Raw genomic sequence first — 17,378 nt, forward strand, 5'->3', positions numbered from 1 at the left:
TCAGATTATTCTAATCATTAATCAATCGATATAGCATGCAAGCCATGTAGGCATCATAAAATTCCGAATATACGGTAATATCTGTGCCAATCAGCTCACTAATTTTTTTGATGCGGTATTTCACCGTGTTTTTATGGATATAGAGGAGCTCTGCACAGCGCTCCACACTAGCATTTGCATCTAATAAAAAGGTTATCAATGTTTGCAAGGCATCATGGTCACGTAAAATGGGTTCAATTACAGACAAATATTCTTCAATCATTTCCTCGCCCTGCTTACTGACATCAATTGCCCTTTTTATGGAGCGCACTTCCGCAGCAGTAAACAATTTTCGCATCGGATAAATCGTATGGGCTTTGTCCCCCACCTGATTGACCAATTGATACATTTGACGAACAGACTTTGTATTTCTCATTTTAGGTGCATAAACAATTTCAGCGATTTGGGCATCGTATTGAGTAGTTTCACTATATTCAATGGCAATTTCAAATTCATGATGCTTATAAAAGCAATTGCCTACCAGTACAATTATACAATGGTCAATGCATTGGATGACTCTTGTTTGATAATATTTGGACAGTTGCTCTTCTAATTCATCGCGAATTCTTTTTTCGTCTGCTAAATCATGCATGTAGACAAGCCACATCATTTGAATGGCGGAAACATCAATATGAAGAAGATTGGCTAATCTTCTCATTTTCTCCCCCTCATCATTGATAATAGCTTTAACTAAGGCATATTCACTAACCTCATCATGCTTGTCTCCCCATAAATTTATAGCTACTTGCACAACCTCACTTACTTTTTCAATTGTCTTAGCAGGTAATTTTGTATTTTCTTTAATCAGGAATAAAAATAGCGGCTCGCCATTTTTTTGATGTACTCTTTTATAGTCTACGACACAGGAGACATCACTTCTTAGTAGCTCGAGCTTGCCTGCTTCCCTCTGAAAATTGGATTGGGAGCATTCTTCAATGACATTCGCTACATCTAATGATGAATTTCGAGGCCACATCACTTGGTTCACAATGTCAAAATGACTATTGGTGAGCACAATATTCGCCTTCAAACGATCTGAAAGCATTTTCAGTGTAATTTCAACACTTCTTAAATGCTCAGGTAGTAATGATACCTTTTCTAATGTCTCTTTGACAAAATGATCATTAACACCTTGATGACTAATAATCGCTTCCATAACCTCATAAATAACCTCGTTATAGCGCAGTGAATAATCATTTTTTGGCATACAAATGATAATAAAGCCTTGTGCCTCCGCTAACGCAAGCACTTCCTCTGGAATATCAGGCAATACAATGCCGACATAATATAAAATCAGCCCCAGCTCTCCTAAATCATGTAAATGCTGAATTGTTTCACATTGTTGCTCCACACTATCTCGAATGGAGTAAAAGGAGCTAATGACAAGCTCCTCTGCATACCATTCCTCCTGTACACGGTTAATAATTTTCGAATAAAAATCAACATTCGATACCTCTAATACAGATAGAGATGATACGGTACGATGCAGATTATCTCGCCCTGTTAACACCTCTGCCCCTCGAAAAGATGGCAATTGTAATAATTCATTGACCGTTACCCCATGTTCCACCACCACTTTTCTTTACAACTCTTTTGAAGAAGAATACCATATCCCCTATGATCTTTCAAAAAACCATTTTCTCTCTATTTCAACTACAACCTTTTTAGTGATAATATAAAACTAAGTTTAGAAGGTAAGAGAGGAAATTAACGATGTCAAATGTGACAAATAGAGATTCATCAGTTAGCATCAACATCCGTGAGAGCTTACAGGCCGATTGTCAAAACTGTTTTGGCTTATGCTGTACGGCTTTAAATATTGTGGCATCAAGTGACTTTGCCATCAACAAACCCGCAGGCTCTCCCTGCCCTAATTTGCGAGAAAACTATAGCTGTCACATTCATAGCCAGCTAAGAGAAACAGGCTTCAAAGGCTGTACTGTTTTTGATTGCTTAGGTGCAGGACAGCAGGTTTCCCAAGTTACGTTTCAGGGGCAAGATTGGCGACAATCCCGTGAGCATGCTGACAAGATGTTTCGCGTTTTCCCCATTATGGAACAGCTTTACGAAATGATTGCGTATGTAGCGGAGGCATTGTCGTATCAAGTGGATCACGACCTTTCTGGGCAGCTTCAAGCTGAATTGGAATTGCTCCAACAAACAACCGAATTAGATGCAAATGCCTTATTAGCACTAGATATCGTGGCTATTCGTGTACCTGTCAATGCATTATTGCTACAAACAAGTGAACAAGTTCGTCAACATCGCATAAAAGGGAAAAACTCTAGACAATTGAATCAGCGTGGAGCTGATTGGATGGGCAAAAATTTAAAGGGCAAGGATTTACGTGGAACGGACCTTCGTGGTGGCTATTTAATTGCGGCCAATTTACAAGATGCTAATTTACGAGAGGTAGACTTTATTGGGGCGGATTTGCGGGATGCCAATTTGTGCGGCGCAGACCTTTCAACAAGTATGTTTTTAACCCAAATGCAAATCAATGCTGCACAGGGTGATCGCTATACGAAATTACCAACCTATATAAAGCGACCTGCCCATTGGCAATAAAAAAGGTAGATGACATTTTCGGTCATCTACCTTTTTGCTAAGCTTGTTTCTTTTTATAGATGATAGTCGCTACCACTAACACTAGTAAAATAGCTTGACCTATCATTGTTTCTACAGTTGGATAGAAGCCAATCAAGCTTATGACTGGCAAGCCATCGACAATCGTTGTTGGTAGGTGATTATTTAGCTGCAATGTATGCAGACTGACACCAATAATTTTAAAGGCTAATACGTAAATTAAAATCGTCGCTACGGCAAAGAATTTGTGAATAGGGATTTTGCCACTTGCTTTAAATAACACAATAGCCAGCACTGCTAGTATGACCAATGCCACAACAATCCCAAGGATAAATTGCGCAGTCTCCATTTTTGGTGCAATGCCCGCATAAAAGACAAGTGTTTCTGCCCCTTCACGGAAGACCGATAAGAAGCTAATAGCGGCCATCGCTACAAGAGAGCCACTAGAAATCGCATGGCCCATTTGCTTGGAAATGTAGCGATTCCAGCTGACTACGTTCGATTTACTATGCAGCCAAATGCCAACACCAATCATCATAGCTGCTGCTAGTAAGCCCACATAGCCTTCCATTAATTCTCGATTCGTATCAATCGTAGCTGAATTCAAAATGGTCGACATAAGGATGGCTGCAATGGCTGATATTAGCACACCCGCAAATGCGCCAATATAAATCCATTTCCGCATCTTCTTCTGTCCTGATTTTTCAAGGAATGATACTAAGGCTAAAATAATGAGTAATGCCTCTAGCCCTTCACGTAATAAAATTAACGCAGCGTCCCAAATTGTGTAATCGGAATCCCCTTGAATCAGCTCAATTTCAGTACGGAATGTATTTAATTGTTTGGTAATGGCTTGCTGATCGACGTTTGATTTTAATAAATCACTCGCAATAATCGGCATATCACTTTCAATTTTCGTATAAAGACTGCCATTACGTGTGGAGATTTCAATTTCTACCCTTGGCCATATCGTAATAAATTCGCGTACTTTATTAGAAGCAGCCTGATAATCACCAGCATCAATTAGATCTTGTGCCTCGTCAATATAGGCGAGCAATGTTGCTAAGGAATAGTTACCTTCTACTACTTCCGCTGTATCCTTACCAGCTACAAAATCCTCAATGGTTTTTTGCAACTCAGCAAATTGCGTTTTCATTAAAGCGATATCTGGTTCCTCAGCTGAAATCGCAATACGTAAAAACGCCATTTGTGTTTCGATTTGCCCATACATTGCAATACTTTGCTCACGCACAGGTCGCTCTACTTTTTTCCATTTACTATTAAAGTCTTTATAAGCTTCATCAATAGCTTCACTATCACCACTTGCTAAAGCCTTTTCAAAGTCTGCCATTATTGGCTTAAATTTTTGGCCAAAGTCCGCTCGTTGTGCCGCTTCATCTACAGGATTTTCAAGCTTTTCTAGATCACGTAATGCATTCGATAGAGCCGACAACGCCTTTAAGCGTTCTTCCTTGGAAGTTGCCTCTGTGGCCTGCTGAAGAATTTCATCGATCTTGGTTTTTGCCTCAGTTTGATCAGAAGATACTTTAGCCCAATCCACAGCAAATTGTTCAAGTGCCTGCTTGGCCTCCGCCTCTTTATCCTGCTTTGTATTCATCAGTGCATCACTAATCGCAATATATAGATGACTATAGGATTGCGCAGCGTGCACAGGTAAAGCTAAAGTCAGCATAAGGGCGATTACAATACTACAGCGCGTTAAAAAGTGCTTCACCTAAATAACTCCCCTTTTGTACACCAGGGAAGCAAGCAAACACGGCACTGCCTCGATGGGTAATGTACTCATTCATTTTATCCATACGCCCTAAGCTATTTTGGATTGTTGTAAATTGGGCTGGGTCTTTTTGAAAAGAGATAAAGATAAGACCCGCATCATGGGTCCCTGTATTCGACATCACGCCAGATGCATAGGAATAGGAGCGTCGCAAAATACGCGCACCGGATTTCCGTGCTAAATGGACATGTGATGTATCAGGCATAATATAATTGCCCTTCTCATCCTTTGCCTCAACATCAAAATCATCGAATTCCTTTGTTTTGCCAAATGGTGCGCCACTGTCACGGTAACGGCCAAATGTTGCCTCTTGATCTTTCAATGATGTACGATCCCACGTTTCAAGATGCATTTGAACTTTACGCGCGATTAAATAAGAGCCGCCCTTTAGCCAGCCTTTATCCACCCACACGACCTCATTTAAGTCTTTTTCATCGGTAATCGCTGGATTTACCGTACCATCCTTGAAGGCGAAGAGGTTTCGTGGTGTTCCTCCACCAGCTGGAAACGAGTTAAAGCCCGCCTGCGACCATTTAATTTCTACTTTACCTGAAGCAGCTCGTACTAGATTACGAACAGCATGGAAGGCCACCTGCGGATCATCTGCACAGGCCTGAATACACAAATCACCACCTGTATATTCTTTCTGTAGCTGATCTTTAGGAAAATGTGGTAAATCCTTTAGCTCCGCTGGTTTTAAATGCTGCATGCCCAGTTTATCGAATAATGATGGCCCAACACCAATGGTAATGGATAGATTTGATGCATCTAAGCCCTCTGCCTCTCCTGTATCTCCAGTTGGCACTCTTGAATTTGTCGATACATCGACCATGGCTTCACCATTCATTAAACGCACAATAAGGGGTGTCCATTGCTGGAACAACGCTTGTAGTTCCTTCTTTGATGTCACTAATACATCTAAAGAAGCAAAATAAATATTCGTCTGTACAGGTGTCACAATACCTGACTGATGCTTGCCATAGAAATTGACCTTATTGCTAGCCGTCGTGCTATCTGCTACTGGCTCAAAGACATCATAGCCCATTGCTTTCATGACACCACCCAAGCCAGAGGCACCGATGGCAACACCTGCCACCCCGATACCTGTTAGCTTTAACATATCACGTCTAGAAATTTTTTTATGAATAAATTTTTCCTCGTTTGACGTTGTCATTGTTTATGTTCACTCCAAAATGATTCCCATTTGACTTAATGGTTCTCCAAGCTGATTCACTGCTGCTGCAAGTGCTTTCGTATTTTCCTCCGTTAATTCCTCATAGGATACATAGCCACCATTAGCCGTTGCATGCTGTGCTAATAAATCGTCCACTGCTTTGAATTTTTCATCAAGTGTTGCCACTAATGAGGAATCTTTCGCTTCTAATTTTGAGCGTAAAATCTCAAAGATTTTTTCTGCGCCTTCAATATTTGCTTTAAAATCATACAGGTCTGTGTGAGAGTAAATTTCTTCCTCACCTGTAATTTTAGATGTTGATACTTCATTTAATAAATCTACTGCACCTGTAATCATTAAGTCAGGTGTCACTTCCACTGTTTGTACAAGTGCATGCAATTCCTTCGTATCTGCAAGAAGCTGATCTGCTACAGCCTCATAACCTTTTGTTGTATTTTCTTCCCAAAGTGCATACTCAAGCTTATGGTAGCCTGACCATTCCTCCTCACCTTTACCTTCTTCTTGGATATCTGCTAAACGTCCATCAATGCGAGGGTCAAGATCACCAAAGCTTTCCGCGATTGGCTCAGAACGTTCAAAATACATACGTGCTGGCGCATACGCTGCCTTTGCCCCTTCAATATCACCCGCTTTGAATAGGTTCACAAATTTCTCTGTGTCTAGTAAAAATTGATCCATTTGCTCTAACGCAAATTGTTGATAGGTCGATAGTTCAGCAGATAAATCCACCTCTTTTGTTGCTTGCTCCGCCTGTTCAGTTGCTGGCTTATCTTCTTTTTTTACTTCTTCTGTATTGCCACAGCCAGCCATTAAAATGCCTCCTGCTACTAATACCGACAAAAATGCTTTGTTATTCATACTTCGTACCTACTTCCGAAATTGTTTTATATTGTGATGATAATGATTATCATCATCCATTGCAACAACTATTTTTGTAAATAGAAAAAAACGTCATTTTTCAGTTATTCTTTACAAACAACTAGAAAAAAGACGTTTTTTCTACAATATAATGATTCTAATCTACAAAATTTTTGCTTGTTTCAAATTTTCATGTTTTCCATGTAAAAGGTAATAAAGCACAATCGACCCTAAAATGACAAAGACCATTGAGAAGAAAATCGAGCTGTAGCCCATAGATGGTACAAATAAGCCTAAGAAATAAGGCCCGACGCCTAACCCTAAATCATAAAAAATAAAATACGTAGATGTCGCAAGTCCTAAACGCTCATTTGGAGTTACTTTGATGGCAATCGCCTGTGCCACTGAGTTGAAGTTTCCATAGCCAATTCCGATACAAGCCGCAGCGATTAAAAAGGCAAGCGTAGTTGTTGCTGAGCTAAAGGCATACATGCCAATGGCAAACAACACTAAGCATGGATAAATAATTATATTCGCCCCTCTTGTATCAAGCAATTTCCCTGTAAATGGACGTGTAGCCAAAATGACAATGGCATAGATAATAAAGAAGTAGCTACCTGCTGATACTAAATCTAGCTCCTTTGCATAAAACGTCATAAACGACATCACACCTGAATAAGCAAAGCCAATCACAAGTGCCACAAAGGCAATCGGTACTGCGCGCATTTCAATAAAGTTCGTCACTTTAAAGCCAGCCTTTACAGCTGTATCCTTCGCCTTTTTCGGTGCATCTGGCACGGTCACAATGTAATACATAAAGAAACAAATAATCGCTAACACAGAATCAACTGCAAAAATCATACGATAATCTGCAAACAGCTGTGTTAATAATATGCCAATAAATGGACCAATGGCTGTGGCTAAAATGGCGCTTAAGCTATAATAACCAATCCCTTCTCCACGACGCTCAGCTGGTAAAATTTGTGCAATAATGGTACCTGTTGCTGTACTTGCAATCCCTAGTGCAATCCCCTGTACTAAACGATTGATCATCAGCAGCGGTAAATTGCCTGCTATAAAATAAGACATTGTTGATAGCATAAATAATAGCAGTCCACAAAATAATGTCTTTTTGCTACCCCAGTCTCCAATAATTCGCCCTGTCCCAAGACGACCGAATAGTGTCCCGATAATAAAAATACTTGATACAAGCCCTGCTGTACTTGTAGAGGCATTAAAATGCTCCACCGCATATGCTGCTATCGTCACCATTAATAAATAAAAGATTAACGTAATGGTAAAATTAATAAGTGAGACAATTAAAAAATCCTTTGTCCATAGTTTCTTTCTGGTTGCTTCCACGTTACTCTCTCCTATTGATTGATATTCATACAAATTCTTGCTAAAACCTGTGTCGCAATGTCAATATCCTGCTTTGGCACGCCAGCCAAAGCCTGCTCAAAAAACGGATTTAGATGCGACTTTATTTCCTGCACAAGCTCTTCCCCATGCATTGTTAGGTGTACGAGCTTTTCCCGCTTATCCTTGCCCGCCATCGTTTCCACATAGCCTAGCTCCACAAGTTTATGTACAAGCTTTGTGACACTTGGCTTCTCTATAGACATGAAATTCGCGATATCCACAAATGAATGTGGACCCTTATCATTCAAGAAACGAAGCACTGCCCACTGCGAGCTATATAACTGATAGGGTTCAAGCTGCACATTCAGCTGATTAATAAACGGCCGATACATTAAGCGGTACTGATTAAAAAAATCCTGTTCAATTGTCACACTATCACTTCCTTTTAAATTAGTTAGCCTAGCTAACTATATACCTAAAAACTCTATTTGTCTAGTAGGAAATAAGCGAAACACCGCTAAAGCGGGATGATTGCTTGTGAGAGTGGTATCCTTCACTTTGCGCGTTCTATCCGCTACTTTCCTTGTTCTATCCGTCACTTTCAGCATTCTATCCACCTACACGAAGCGTATCCTACGCTTTCTCTGATCTATCCACCACTTTGCACGTTCTATCCGCTACTTTCAGCATTCTATCCACCTACACGAAGCGTATCCTCCACTTTCTCTGCTCTATCCACCACTTTGCGCGTTCTATCCGCTACTTCCCTTGCTCTATCCGTCACTTTCAGCATTCTATCCGCCTACACGAAGCGTATCCTCCACTTTCTCTGCTCTATCCACCACTTTGCGCGTTCTATCCGCTACTTTCCTTGCTCTATCCGTCACTTTCAGCATTCTATCCACCTACACAAAGCGTATCCTCCGCTTTCTCTGCTCTATCCACCACTTTGCGCGTTCTATCCGCTACTTTCCTTGTTCTATCCGTCACTTTCAGCATTCTATCCACCTACTTCAAGCGCCCTTTCCCTCTACAACACTAAAAGCTACAATTCAGACCGCTTGAATTGTAGCTCTTAGCTCTTTATTCCTTAATCCAATATTTCCGATGCTTTTTGACACCCTCCGCTTTTAATGGGAGTTGCTGCAACAACTTATACGCTAAATCGGGAGAGTCAATGCCAAAGAATTCGCGGAAGCTTCGATTGGTTACCTGCTGCCCGACTAGTAACCTGTAGTCCTCTAATTTCGAACCAATGCATCATCGTCCACCAATCCACAGCGAGGGCAAATCCATTTCTTATAGTGATACTTTAAACGCTGCCCGAGTCGCACTGTGGACATAGCACACCTTTCGCTATTTCCTTGAGCGGCACCTCTACTTCTTTTTTCAACTTTGTGTGCAGGGATAATAGAAGGTTGGCTAATTGTAAAAGATCAACTCTTTCTCTAGGTTGATAATGCTCTATCCATTTTTGTAGATGAAATCGTAACCCTTTTACATGAAATATAGGTTGCCCCTCAAAACCCTTTGTTAAAATGCCATTTTTCGTTGCCAGCACTACTGCATGTACAATAGGTAATTCGAAATGTTCTCGCAGTAGAAGCTTTTTCATCCATATGACATGCCGATCCAGCTGAACAAATGGATCAGTCATTCCTTCCACCGTGCCATCCAATGTTGTCCGTGTAAACTGCGCAAAAGGGACATCATATGAGAGATTTCCTGTTATATTTTTGATTTCAAGAATAAGTAAAAAATGTGGGCAGAGAAAGATAGTATCCATTTGATAGGTAGATCCGTAGCTATTTGTGGTTTGAAAATCATGTAGAAAATAATGTGGGGTTGGTAAATCGATTTCGAGCCATTCTGCATCAACACGCTGTTCCCCCGCAAGACCTGCTTGGACACGGCTCAAACGTTCACCATAATAGGCGTAGTTATTATGCGTCTGTGGCAATCTACGGAGCACCACCTCTAGTATTTTTTGCAAATCCGATGGTTGTCGTGCTAATAGAATCATGTATTCACCTCCTGTTCTGATTATACAAAAAAAGAACCTCAATAAATGAGGTTCTCAAAAACTTGAAAGGTAGATGATGTAAAATCTTCTTTTCATAATTTTTATTAGATCGAAAGACTGTTTTTGTGAGCAATAACTAATACGTGCCTACACATTTTTACGCAATAAATACAAAAAGTAGGGTGCGCCAATAAATGCAACAACAATCCCAGCAGGAACCGTTGCACTTGCAATAGCAACACGTCCGATGGTATCAGCCAGCATTAGCAAGCTTGCGCCAATGAAAAGCGTCAGTGGTAAAAAGAATTGGTAGCGCGGACCAACGAGCTGTTTTGCAATATGGGGAGCCATCAAACCGATGAAGGCTACACCACCTGTTACGGATACCGCGGCAGCCGCTAATGCAACCGCAACAATTAATAATCGGAAACGTTCTCGCCCAATGTTCATACCAAGACCGACTGCTGTTTGCTCCGTCATGGCCAAGACATTTAAAACGTTGGCTTTATAGAAAATGTAAGGGATGCCCAGTACAAGCCAAGGCATTAGCGCCCAGAAAAATGGCCAATCTGTGCCCCACACATTTCCGGCTAGCCATTGTGCAATAAATTGTACATCACTCCGCTCAGCAGAGGATATTAATACCATCATGACCCCTGATAAGGCTGATGCTACGCCTACCCCTACTAAAATAAACTGCACAGGATGGACACCCTTATTACGCTGATAAGAGAAAAAGTAAATGCCCAGTGCTGTTACTAAGGCACTACAAAAGCCGACAATCGGTAAAATATAGGCAAAGTGAGGAAGGTCGCCATCTACTAGTAAATAAAAGACAGTAATCCCAACACCTGCGCCAGCACTTATACCAATAATTCCTGGGTCTGCTAAATCATTGCGGGTTACGCCCTGCAATACGGCCCCTGCCAATGCTAATGCCATACCCGCAGCCGCTAGCACAAACATTCTTGGTAAACGGACTGAAAAAAGCACGAAGGACTCCTTAAAACTACCATCGCCCAGTAAGGTTGGAAGAATGCGGTCAATAGATACCGAAGCAGCACCTAATGAAATCCCTAAAATAAAAATGAACAAGGTTACCACAAGCCATATGAGTAACCATTTACGTTGTTTTCTGCGACCTTCTTTAAACAAATTGACGTCCTCCCTTCCGCACTAATAGTAGGAAGAATGGAAGACCTAAAATTGAAATAATGGCGACAACTGGTGTTTCATAAGGTGCGTTAATCATGCGCCCTGCAAAATCAGCCAACACCATAAACCAGCCACCAACAATGGCGCTCATGGGTAAGACATAACGATAGTCTGTCCCTACAAACGCACGGACAATATGCGGCACCATTAAGCCAACAAAAGCTAGATTCCCTACGAGAGCCACAGCAGAGCCAGCCAGAATAACCACAACGAACATCATGACACCCTTTACGAGTGTAGTGTTTTGTCCAACGCCCACTGCTACTTCCTCATTTAAGCTTAAAATCGTTAATTGACGACTAAACGCAAATGAAAGCAGTAAGCCAATAATAATAACGGGTACGATCAATAAAGCCTGCCATGTCGTGCCAATGAAACCGCCACTTGTCCACATCGAAACATCTTTGGAGATTTGAAATAAAATGCCTGTCCCCTCAGCAATTGCCTGTAATAATGCTGTGACAGCTGCACCAGCTAAAACAAGCTTTAAAGGGGAAAAGCCTTTTTTAGTAGAGGCACCAATCCCATAAACTAACATCATTCCAATTCCAGCGCCAATAAAGCAGGCTAAAATTAACGTATAATACGAGAATTTAGGGATAAATGCCATTGTTAAAGCAAGGGCAGCATTTGCCCCTGCCGTTAAACCAAGCAGCCCTGGATCAGCTAACGGATTTCGTGTAACCCCTTGCATAATCGCCCCAGCAACAGCGAGCGCACTTCCAACAAAAATAGCTGCAATGATACGAGGAAATCGAATTTCACGTAAAATCGTGTAATGTTTACCTCCACTTTGTCCGACAATTGCTTGAAAGACATCTTGAATACTTGTATTCGCTGCCCCTAAGCACAATGAGATACTGGCAGTACCAATTAATACAAGCAATGCAAGCAATATCTGAAGCCAAAATGGAAGCTTTCGAAACTTTGTCATTTGCCTTCGCTACTCTCTACTAATTATTGTAAAAATTTCTCTTCAAAGAACTTCAATTGATGTTCTAATGTGATCGGATCATTGAAGTAAAAGGCATTCGCATTCACTTCAAATAAATGACCATTTTTCACTGCTTCTAAATCTTTAAACCATGCTGCATCTGTAAAGGAATTATCTTGATCTTGGAACATACTGAAGATCACGTAGTCACCTGCATATTCCCCTAAAACTTCTTGAGAAATGGCATAGTAGCCAGGCTCTAACGCTGTCTCTTTTACTTTCTCAGGCATTTTCAAGCCCATTTCCTGATATAAAATCTCTGTTCCACGACCCCAGTTATCGCCATAAATATAGAACTGTTTATTAAAGTTCTCTGCTACTGTTACAGTCGCATCTTCACCGATTTTTTCTTTAATTTTTTTACCAGCTTCTGCTGCACGTGCTTTAAAATCTGCTACCCAAGCAGTTGCTTCTTTTTCTTTATTCACAACTTTACCGATTTCAATAAATTGCTGTAAATAGTCTACTTTACCATACGTAAATAATACAGTTGGCGCGATTTCTGCTAATTTATCAGCATTTTCAATACCATTTAAGCCAATAATTAAATCTGGCTCTAGCTCAAGAATTTTTTCAATATCGGTATTTTCAACAACGACAGCGTCTTTAATTGCATCTTCAAAGTTTGGATTTTTTGCTGCCCATGCGTCTACACCGACAACATCAACATCCAGCTGTAATAAATCCCCTACAAAAGAAGATAATACAACTACACGTTTAGGGTTTGCTGGTACTTCAATTGGACCTGCTTCAGATTGATAAGTAATTGTTTGTGCTGAAGTCGCTTCTTTCGAGCCTTCATCAGTCTTTTCTGCTTTCTCTTCTTTATTGCCGCACGCTGCAAGTACGAGTACGAGCATCATAAACATTGGTAATAACCACTTCTTCATTGTCATTCATTCTCCTTTAAACGGTTTGTAATAAGTCATATGTAATGCACATTGGTTTGTTTGTTCGTGGATCTTTGCCAATTACTGCATCTATATTAAATACTTTTTTTAATACTTCTGGAACCATCACTTCTTCAGCCGTTCCGAATTTTACAAGCTTTCCTTGTGAAAGCGCTACAATATAATCTGAAAAACGTGCCGCTTGATTTAAATCATGGAGGACCATAACAATCGTACGCCCTTGTTCTTCATTCAGCTTGTAGAGTAACTCTAAAACCTCTAATTGATGTGCCATATCTAAATACGTTGTCGGCTCATCTAAGAATATAATATCGGTTTCTTGAGCTAGAGACATTGCAATCCATACTCGTTGACGCTGTCCACCTGATAAAGCATCTACAGATTGCAAGCGGAAGTCTTCTGTTTTTGTCACTTGTAAAGCCCAGTCAATGACCTCTTTATCTTTTTGTGATAAATTACCAAAGCCCTTTTGATAGGGAAATCGACCGTAGGATACAAGCTCTTCCACTGTTAAACCATGTGCACTTTCTGGACTCTGTGGTAAGATTGCCAGCTCTTTTGCCAATTCTTTTGTTTTCATCTTGGAAATATTTTGACCATCTAATATGACCTGTCCACTCTCATGCTTTAATATACGTGTAATGGCCTTTAATAAGGTAGACTTTCCACAACCATTTGAACCAATGATGGTTGTGATTTTGCCATCTGGAATTTGCAGCGATAAATCATGCACAATCGTTTTATCGTCATAACCAACACGAATCGATTCAACTTCTAAACGCAATTCGGACCCTCTCTTTCTTTTTACTTCATTCCGTGCTATGATAAGCACTATTAAAAATGATAATCATTATCAATAAAAATAAGTCTAGTTTTTTGATAAGATTTTGTCAATTACTTTTTTACTATTTATTAAGGAAGTGGCAACAAAAATGCAACAGGTGTATGATGTGACAATTATTGGCGGAGGTCCAGCTGGCTTATACAGTGCCTTTTATAGTGGTTTACGTGGTTTAAAAACAAAATTAGTAGAAAGTCAACCACAGCTTGGCGGAAAAGTCTTACTTTATCCAGAAAAGCTGATATGGGATATCGGGGGACATCCACCTGTTTTGGGCGATCAATTTGTTAAACAATTAATCGAGCAAGCCAAAACATTTGATCCTACTATTTTGACAGATACAAAAGTGGATTTAATTGAACGTCATGATGATATTTTTGTGATACATACAGCAGCTGGTGAAAAGCATTATTCTAAAACGGTGCTACTAGCTGTAGGTGGAGGCATTATTAGCCCTCAAAAGCTAACACTTGAAGGCGCTGAAAAATATGAAATGTCCAATCTACATTACACTGTGCAATCGTATAAACGTTTTGTCGATAAGGATATCATCATCTCAGGCGGTGGTAATGCAGCCATTGATTGGGCTGTTGAATTAAGACCGATTGCTAAAAGTGTAACGGTTGTTTACCGCAAAGAGCATTTATCAGCGCACGAAGCCACTGTACAGGAAGCACTGAAAGCAGGTGTGCGCATTGAGTGTAATACAACCATTACAAAGCTTTCCGCAAATGCTGATAAAACGGCTATTCAATTAGTGACATGCGAGAATACGCTAACAAAGCAAAGTTATACGCGTCAAATCGATGAGGTGATTGTCAGTCATGGCTATAATCGTGAGGCGTCTCTTGCATTTGATGAGGCCATTGCCATTCCGAAAAAGGATGATTATTATTTTGAAGGAAAAGCAACAGGTGAAACAGCCCATCCTGGTATTTTTGCTGCGGGTGATATTTTATCATTTGATGGAAAAATCAATTTGCTACTTGGGACATTCCAAGATGCAGCCAATGCGGTCAATTCTATTAAAACGTATTTAGAACCAACTGCCTATCGTCATGGCATGGTGTCCTCACATAATGAGTTATTTAAAGAGAAAAATCGCTCAATTATCGAAAAGCAATTTGCTCCAGCTCACTAAACCTAAATATAACCCTCTTAAGATCATGATCTTAAGAGGGTTTCTAGTTTTTATCTAAATAAACTTAATAGCGCTCCCATCTGTCTCAACATATTTACTCCATTTTTTATTGTCCCAGCATGCCCCATAATTGTATTTAAATGATCTGGTAAATTTCCTAATCTAGAGCCTTGCTGTTGTGGATTGGGAGAATAGTATGGTTGCACCATTCTACCTCGAAAAGGTGGGCCAAAATATTGCCTGTTGTTTGGCGGGTATGGACCTCTTCTAGCATTCGGCTGAAAATATGGCATTTATACACCCCCTATCGGAAAGCCTTCTAACTAGTATATGTGGAAATTTTTATAGCGAATTAGACTTTTGAAGAAGGGGTTAAAAATAATAAGGGAACCATACTAGTTTCCCTGTCATACTATAAGAAAAAAGAAGGTGGTACTATTCAAGACTCTCATTATCTTACCTTTTTAGCTAAGTTCGGGATTGGAGGCGCCCATCCTGGGGGCATTAATCTATCAAAGGCTGTCTTGCAAGCAGAGAATATTGAGCAAAACGCATATATTTTAGATGTGGGATGTGGTACAGGACAAACGGCTGCTTATTTAGCATCTTCCTATCAAGCAAACGTCACAGGTCTCGATATTCAGCCCATCATGATAGAAAAGGCTCGTCAGCGTATGCATAAAGCCCGTCTACCTGTCAAACTTATACAAGGCTCTATTGAACAAACCTCCTTAGGGAGCGAGTCATTTGACTTGATTCTAGCTGAGTCGGTTCTGGCCTTTGTTAATTTGCAGCAGGCTTTGCAGGAAATTTATCGTTTATTAAAGAAAGGTGGTCGCTTCATTGCTATAGAATTCACCATTCCCAAAACACTTCGCACCGAACTTACAGACGACATACAACAATTTTACGGCTTTCAGTCTCTCCTCATGAAAAAGGATTGGGTAAGACTCCTACATCAGGCTGGCTTTTATGAAATACGTATACAAAAAAATAAATCCATCTCATCCAAGCCTGAATTTCAAGTTTCCTCACATATGGAATCCGAGTTCTATGAAATCATGGATCAGCATATTGCCATGAATGAAAAATACGAAAATATTTTAGACTATCGCATCTATACCTGTACAAAGTAATGAGCCAGCAGCAAAAGCGTTGCTGGTTTTTTGTGCTGTCACAGCAAACTTTATGACACCTGTCATCAAGATTTTTTGACTGGTGTGAATAGGTTTTCTTAAGAGATTTTCTTATCCTTAAGGTAAGAAAAAAAAGAAAGAGTGATCGAACTTATGCAAACACAACAAAGACTTCCCTTTATCGATATGTTAAGAGGCTTTGCCGTCTTAGGAACGCTCGGCACAAATATTTGGATTTTTGCTTATCTTGGCGATTTATCGTATATCACAACAAGTGACTATTCTGGCTGGTGGTCCTTCAATGATTTTTTACGTATGATCGTATTATTTTTCGTTAATGGTAAGCTACTTGGATTATTAACAATTATGTTTGGGGTAGGCTTACAATTAAAATATCAGCAAGCCTTACGTAGAGGTACAGCTTGGCCTGGCGTGTATCTGTGGACTATCGTCTTTTTAGGATTGGAGGGATTGCTGCACTACACCCTGGTGATGGAATATGATATTTTAATGAGCTATGCTGTCACAGCATTCATCGTCGCTTTTATTGTACGTTTGGGTGACAAGTTCATGACAGGAGCCTTTTATTTTTTTGGTGGCTTTCACATCCTATTGATCCTGCTTATTTTTATCAGTACCTTACAAGGAGCTGGTGTTTCCTTAAATGGTATGGCATCCGTTACTGAGCTCTATGAGCATGGCACATGGTTTGCGCAGGTGCAGCATCGCCTTACAAACTTTTTATTTTATCGCTCAGAAGCAATATTTATTATCCCAATGAATGTCTTTTTATTTTTACTTGGCGTGAAGTTTATGCGTAATGAGGTATTTTCACCAACAGACAAAGGACGCCAAACTAGACAAAAGCTATTTAAAATCGGTGTATTCATTGGTTTTCCTATCAATCTGCTTATTTTTATTCCTGGTGGGCTTTTTGATTTACCTGTTCGCTACCTTTGTGCCCCTATTCTATCCATTGGCTATATTGGAATTTTAGGTAAACTGGTAGAATATAAGAAGCTAGACTGGCTTTGGCAGCGCTTTGCTCATGTCGGTAAAATGTCTTTAAGCTGCTATGTCCTCCAAAACGTGCTTGCGTCGATTATTTTTTATGGTTGGGGACTTGGCTTAGGTGGGCAAGTCAATAGCATCACTGTCATTGGTATTTGGCTATCTCTATCAATCTTACAACTTGTTATAGCGTTCGCTTGGCTACAGCAATTTCAAATGGGCCCTATGGAATGGATTCGTAAAAAAGCCCTTCAAGCGATGACACAGTAAA

Annotated in this window: 16 protein-coding genes; 4 read left to right on the forward strand and 12 right to left on the reverse strand. The window is 40.2% G+C overall.

Annotated elements, in window-relative coordinates; translation table 11 throughout:
• Positions 1-10: 10 nt before the first annotated feature.
• Positions 11-1,615: a PucR family transcriptional regulator gene (locus CD31_RS22280; RefSeq protein WP_036081402.1), complete on the reverse strand. Its 1,605-nt coding sequence runs from the start codon at positions 1,613-1,615 to the stop codon at positions 11-13.
• A gap of 137 nt (positions 1,616-1,752) precedes the next feature.
• Between CD31_RS22280 and CD31_RS22285 the strand changes: the two genes are divergently transcribed.
• Positions 1,753-2,607 carry a pentapeptide repeat-containing protein gene (locus CD31_RS22285; protein ID WP_036081406.1) on the forward strand — a complete coding sequence of 285 codons (855 nt, stop codon included), beginning with the start codon at positions 1,753-1,755 and terminating at the stop codon, positions 2,605-2,607.
• 37 nt (positions 2,608-2,644) lie between these two features.
• Here CD31_RS22285 and CD31_RS22290 read toward each other — a convergent pair whose 3' ends face one another.
• The 10 genes from CD31_RS22290 to CD31_RS22335 form a co-directional block, all read right to left on the reverse strand.
• The gene (locus CD31_RS22290) at positions 2,645-4,360 is read right to left on the reverse strand and encodes an FTR1 family iron permease (protein ID WP_036081409.1); all 1,716 of its coding nucleotides are present in this window, start codon (positions 4,358-4,360) and stop codon (positions 2,645-2,647) included.
• The gene (gene efeB, locus CD31_RS22295; protein ID WP_036081411.1) at positions 4,335-5,594 is read right to left on the reverse strand and encodes an iron uptake transporter deferrochelatase/peroxidase subunit; all 1,260 of its coding nucleotides are present in this window, start codon (positions 5,592-5,594) and stop codon (positions 4,335-4,337) included. The genes CD31_RS22290 and efeB overlap by 26 nt, the downstream gene beginning before the upstream one ends.
• A 9-nt stretch (positions 5,595-5,603) precedes the next feature.
• On the reverse strand, positions 5,604-6,473 hold the full coding sequence (gene efeO, locus CD31_RS22300; RefSeq protein ID WP_052125425.1) for an iron uptake system protein EfeO: 870 nt from the start codon (positions 6,471-6,473) through the stop codon (positions 5,604-5,606).
• A gap of 162 nt (positions 6,474-6,635) precedes the next feature.
• A complete protein-coding gene (locus CD31_RS22305) occupies positions 6,636-7,835 on the reverse strand; it encodes an MFS transporter (RefSeq protein WP_036081414.1) in 1,200 nt (399 codons plus the stop codon).
• An 11-nt stretch (positions 7,836-7,846) separates the two neighbouring features.
• Positions 7,847-8,266 (reverse strand): MarR family winged helix-turn-helix transcriptional regulator, encoded by a 420-nt coding sequence (locus tag CD31_RS22310; protein WP_016992064.1) that lies wholly within the window; start codon positions 8,264-8,266, stop codon positions 7,847-7,849.
• Positions 8,267-9,147: 881 nt separating this feature from the next.
• Positions 9,148-9,858 carry a nuclease-related domain-containing protein gene (locus CD31_RS23150; RefSeq protein ID WP_244905002.1) on the reverse strand — a complete coding sequence of 237 codons (711 nt, stop codon included), beginning with the start codon at positions 9,856-9,858 and terminating at the stop codon, positions 9,148-9,150.
• 147 nt (positions 9,859-10,005) lie between these two features.
• The gene (locus CD31_RS22320; protein ID WP_016992070.1) at positions 10,006-11,013 is read right to left on the reverse strand and encodes a FecCD family ABC transporter permease; all 1,008 of its coding nucleotides are present in this window, start codon (positions 11,011-11,013) and stop codon (positions 10,006-10,008) included.
• Entirely contained in the window at positions 11,006-12,007 is a 1,002-nt protein-coding gene (locus tag CD31_RS22325) for a FecCD family ABC transporter permease (protein ID WP_036081416.1), read from the reverse strand. Before CD31_RS22325 ends, CD31_RS22320 begins: the two co-directional genes overlap by 8 nt.
• A gap of 23 nt (positions 12,008-12,030) precedes the next feature.
• Entirely contained in the window at positions 12,031-12,957 is a 927-nt protein-coding gene (locus CD31_RS22330) for an iron-hydroxamate ABC transporter substrate-binding protein (RefSeq protein WP_036081419.1), read from the reverse strand.
• Positions 12,958-12,973: 16 nt separating this feature from the next.
• Positions 12,974-13,762 carry an ABC transporter ATP-binding protein gene (locus CD31_RS22335; RefSeq protein WP_036081422.1) on the reverse strand — a complete coding sequence of 263 codons (789 nt, stop codon included), beginning with the start codon at positions 13,760-13,762 and terminating at the stop codon, positions 12,974-12,976.
• Between the two features lie 148 nt (positions 13,763-13,910).
• Between CD31_RS22335 and CD31_RS22340 the strand changes: the two genes are divergently transcribed.
• Positions 13,911-14,960 carry an NAD(P)/FAD-dependent oxidoreductase gene (locus tag CD31_RS22340; RefSeq protein WP_036081425.1) on the forward strand — a complete coding sequence of 350 codons (1,050 nt, stop codon included), beginning with the start codon at positions 13,911-13,913 and terminating at the stop codon, positions 14,958-14,960.
• Positions 14,961-15,010: 50 nt separating this feature from the next.
• Here the strand turns inward: CD31_RS22340 and CD31_RS22345 are convergent, their stop codons facing one another.
• The gene (locus CD31_RS22345) at positions 15,011-15,253 is read right to left on the reverse strand and encodes a hypothetical protein (RefSeq protein ID WP_036081428.1); all 243 of its coding nucleotides are present in this window, start codon (positions 15,251-15,253) and stop codon (positions 15,011-15,013) included.
• Positions 15,254-15,484: 231 nt separating this feature from the next.
• Here CD31_RS22345 and CD31_RS22350 point away from each other — a divergent pair, with 231 nt between their 5' ends.
• Together CD31_RS22350 and CD31_RS22355 are read left to right on the forward strand one after the other, a co-directional pair.
• Positions 15,485-16,096, forward strand: a complete 612-nt coding sequence (locus CD31_RS22350; RefSeq protein WP_036081431.1) for a class I SAM-dependent methyltransferase — start codon at positions 15,485-15,487, stop codon at positions 16,094-16,096.
• Positions 16,097-16,249: 153 nt separating this feature from the next.
• Complete coding sequence (locus tag CD31_RS22355; RefSeq protein WP_036081434.1) at positions 16,250-17,377, forward strand: DUF418 domain-containing protein; 1,128 nt, start codon at positions 16,250-16,252, stop codon at positions 17,375-17,377.
• Position 17,378: the final 1 nt, after the last annotated feature.

Source organism: Lysinibacillus boronitolerans JCM 21713 = 10a = NBRC 103108 (assembly GCF_000772935.1).
Taxonomy (GTDB): domain Bacteria; phylum Bacillota; class Bacilli; order Bacillales_A; family Planococcaceae; genus Lysinibacillus; species Lysinibacillus boronitolerans.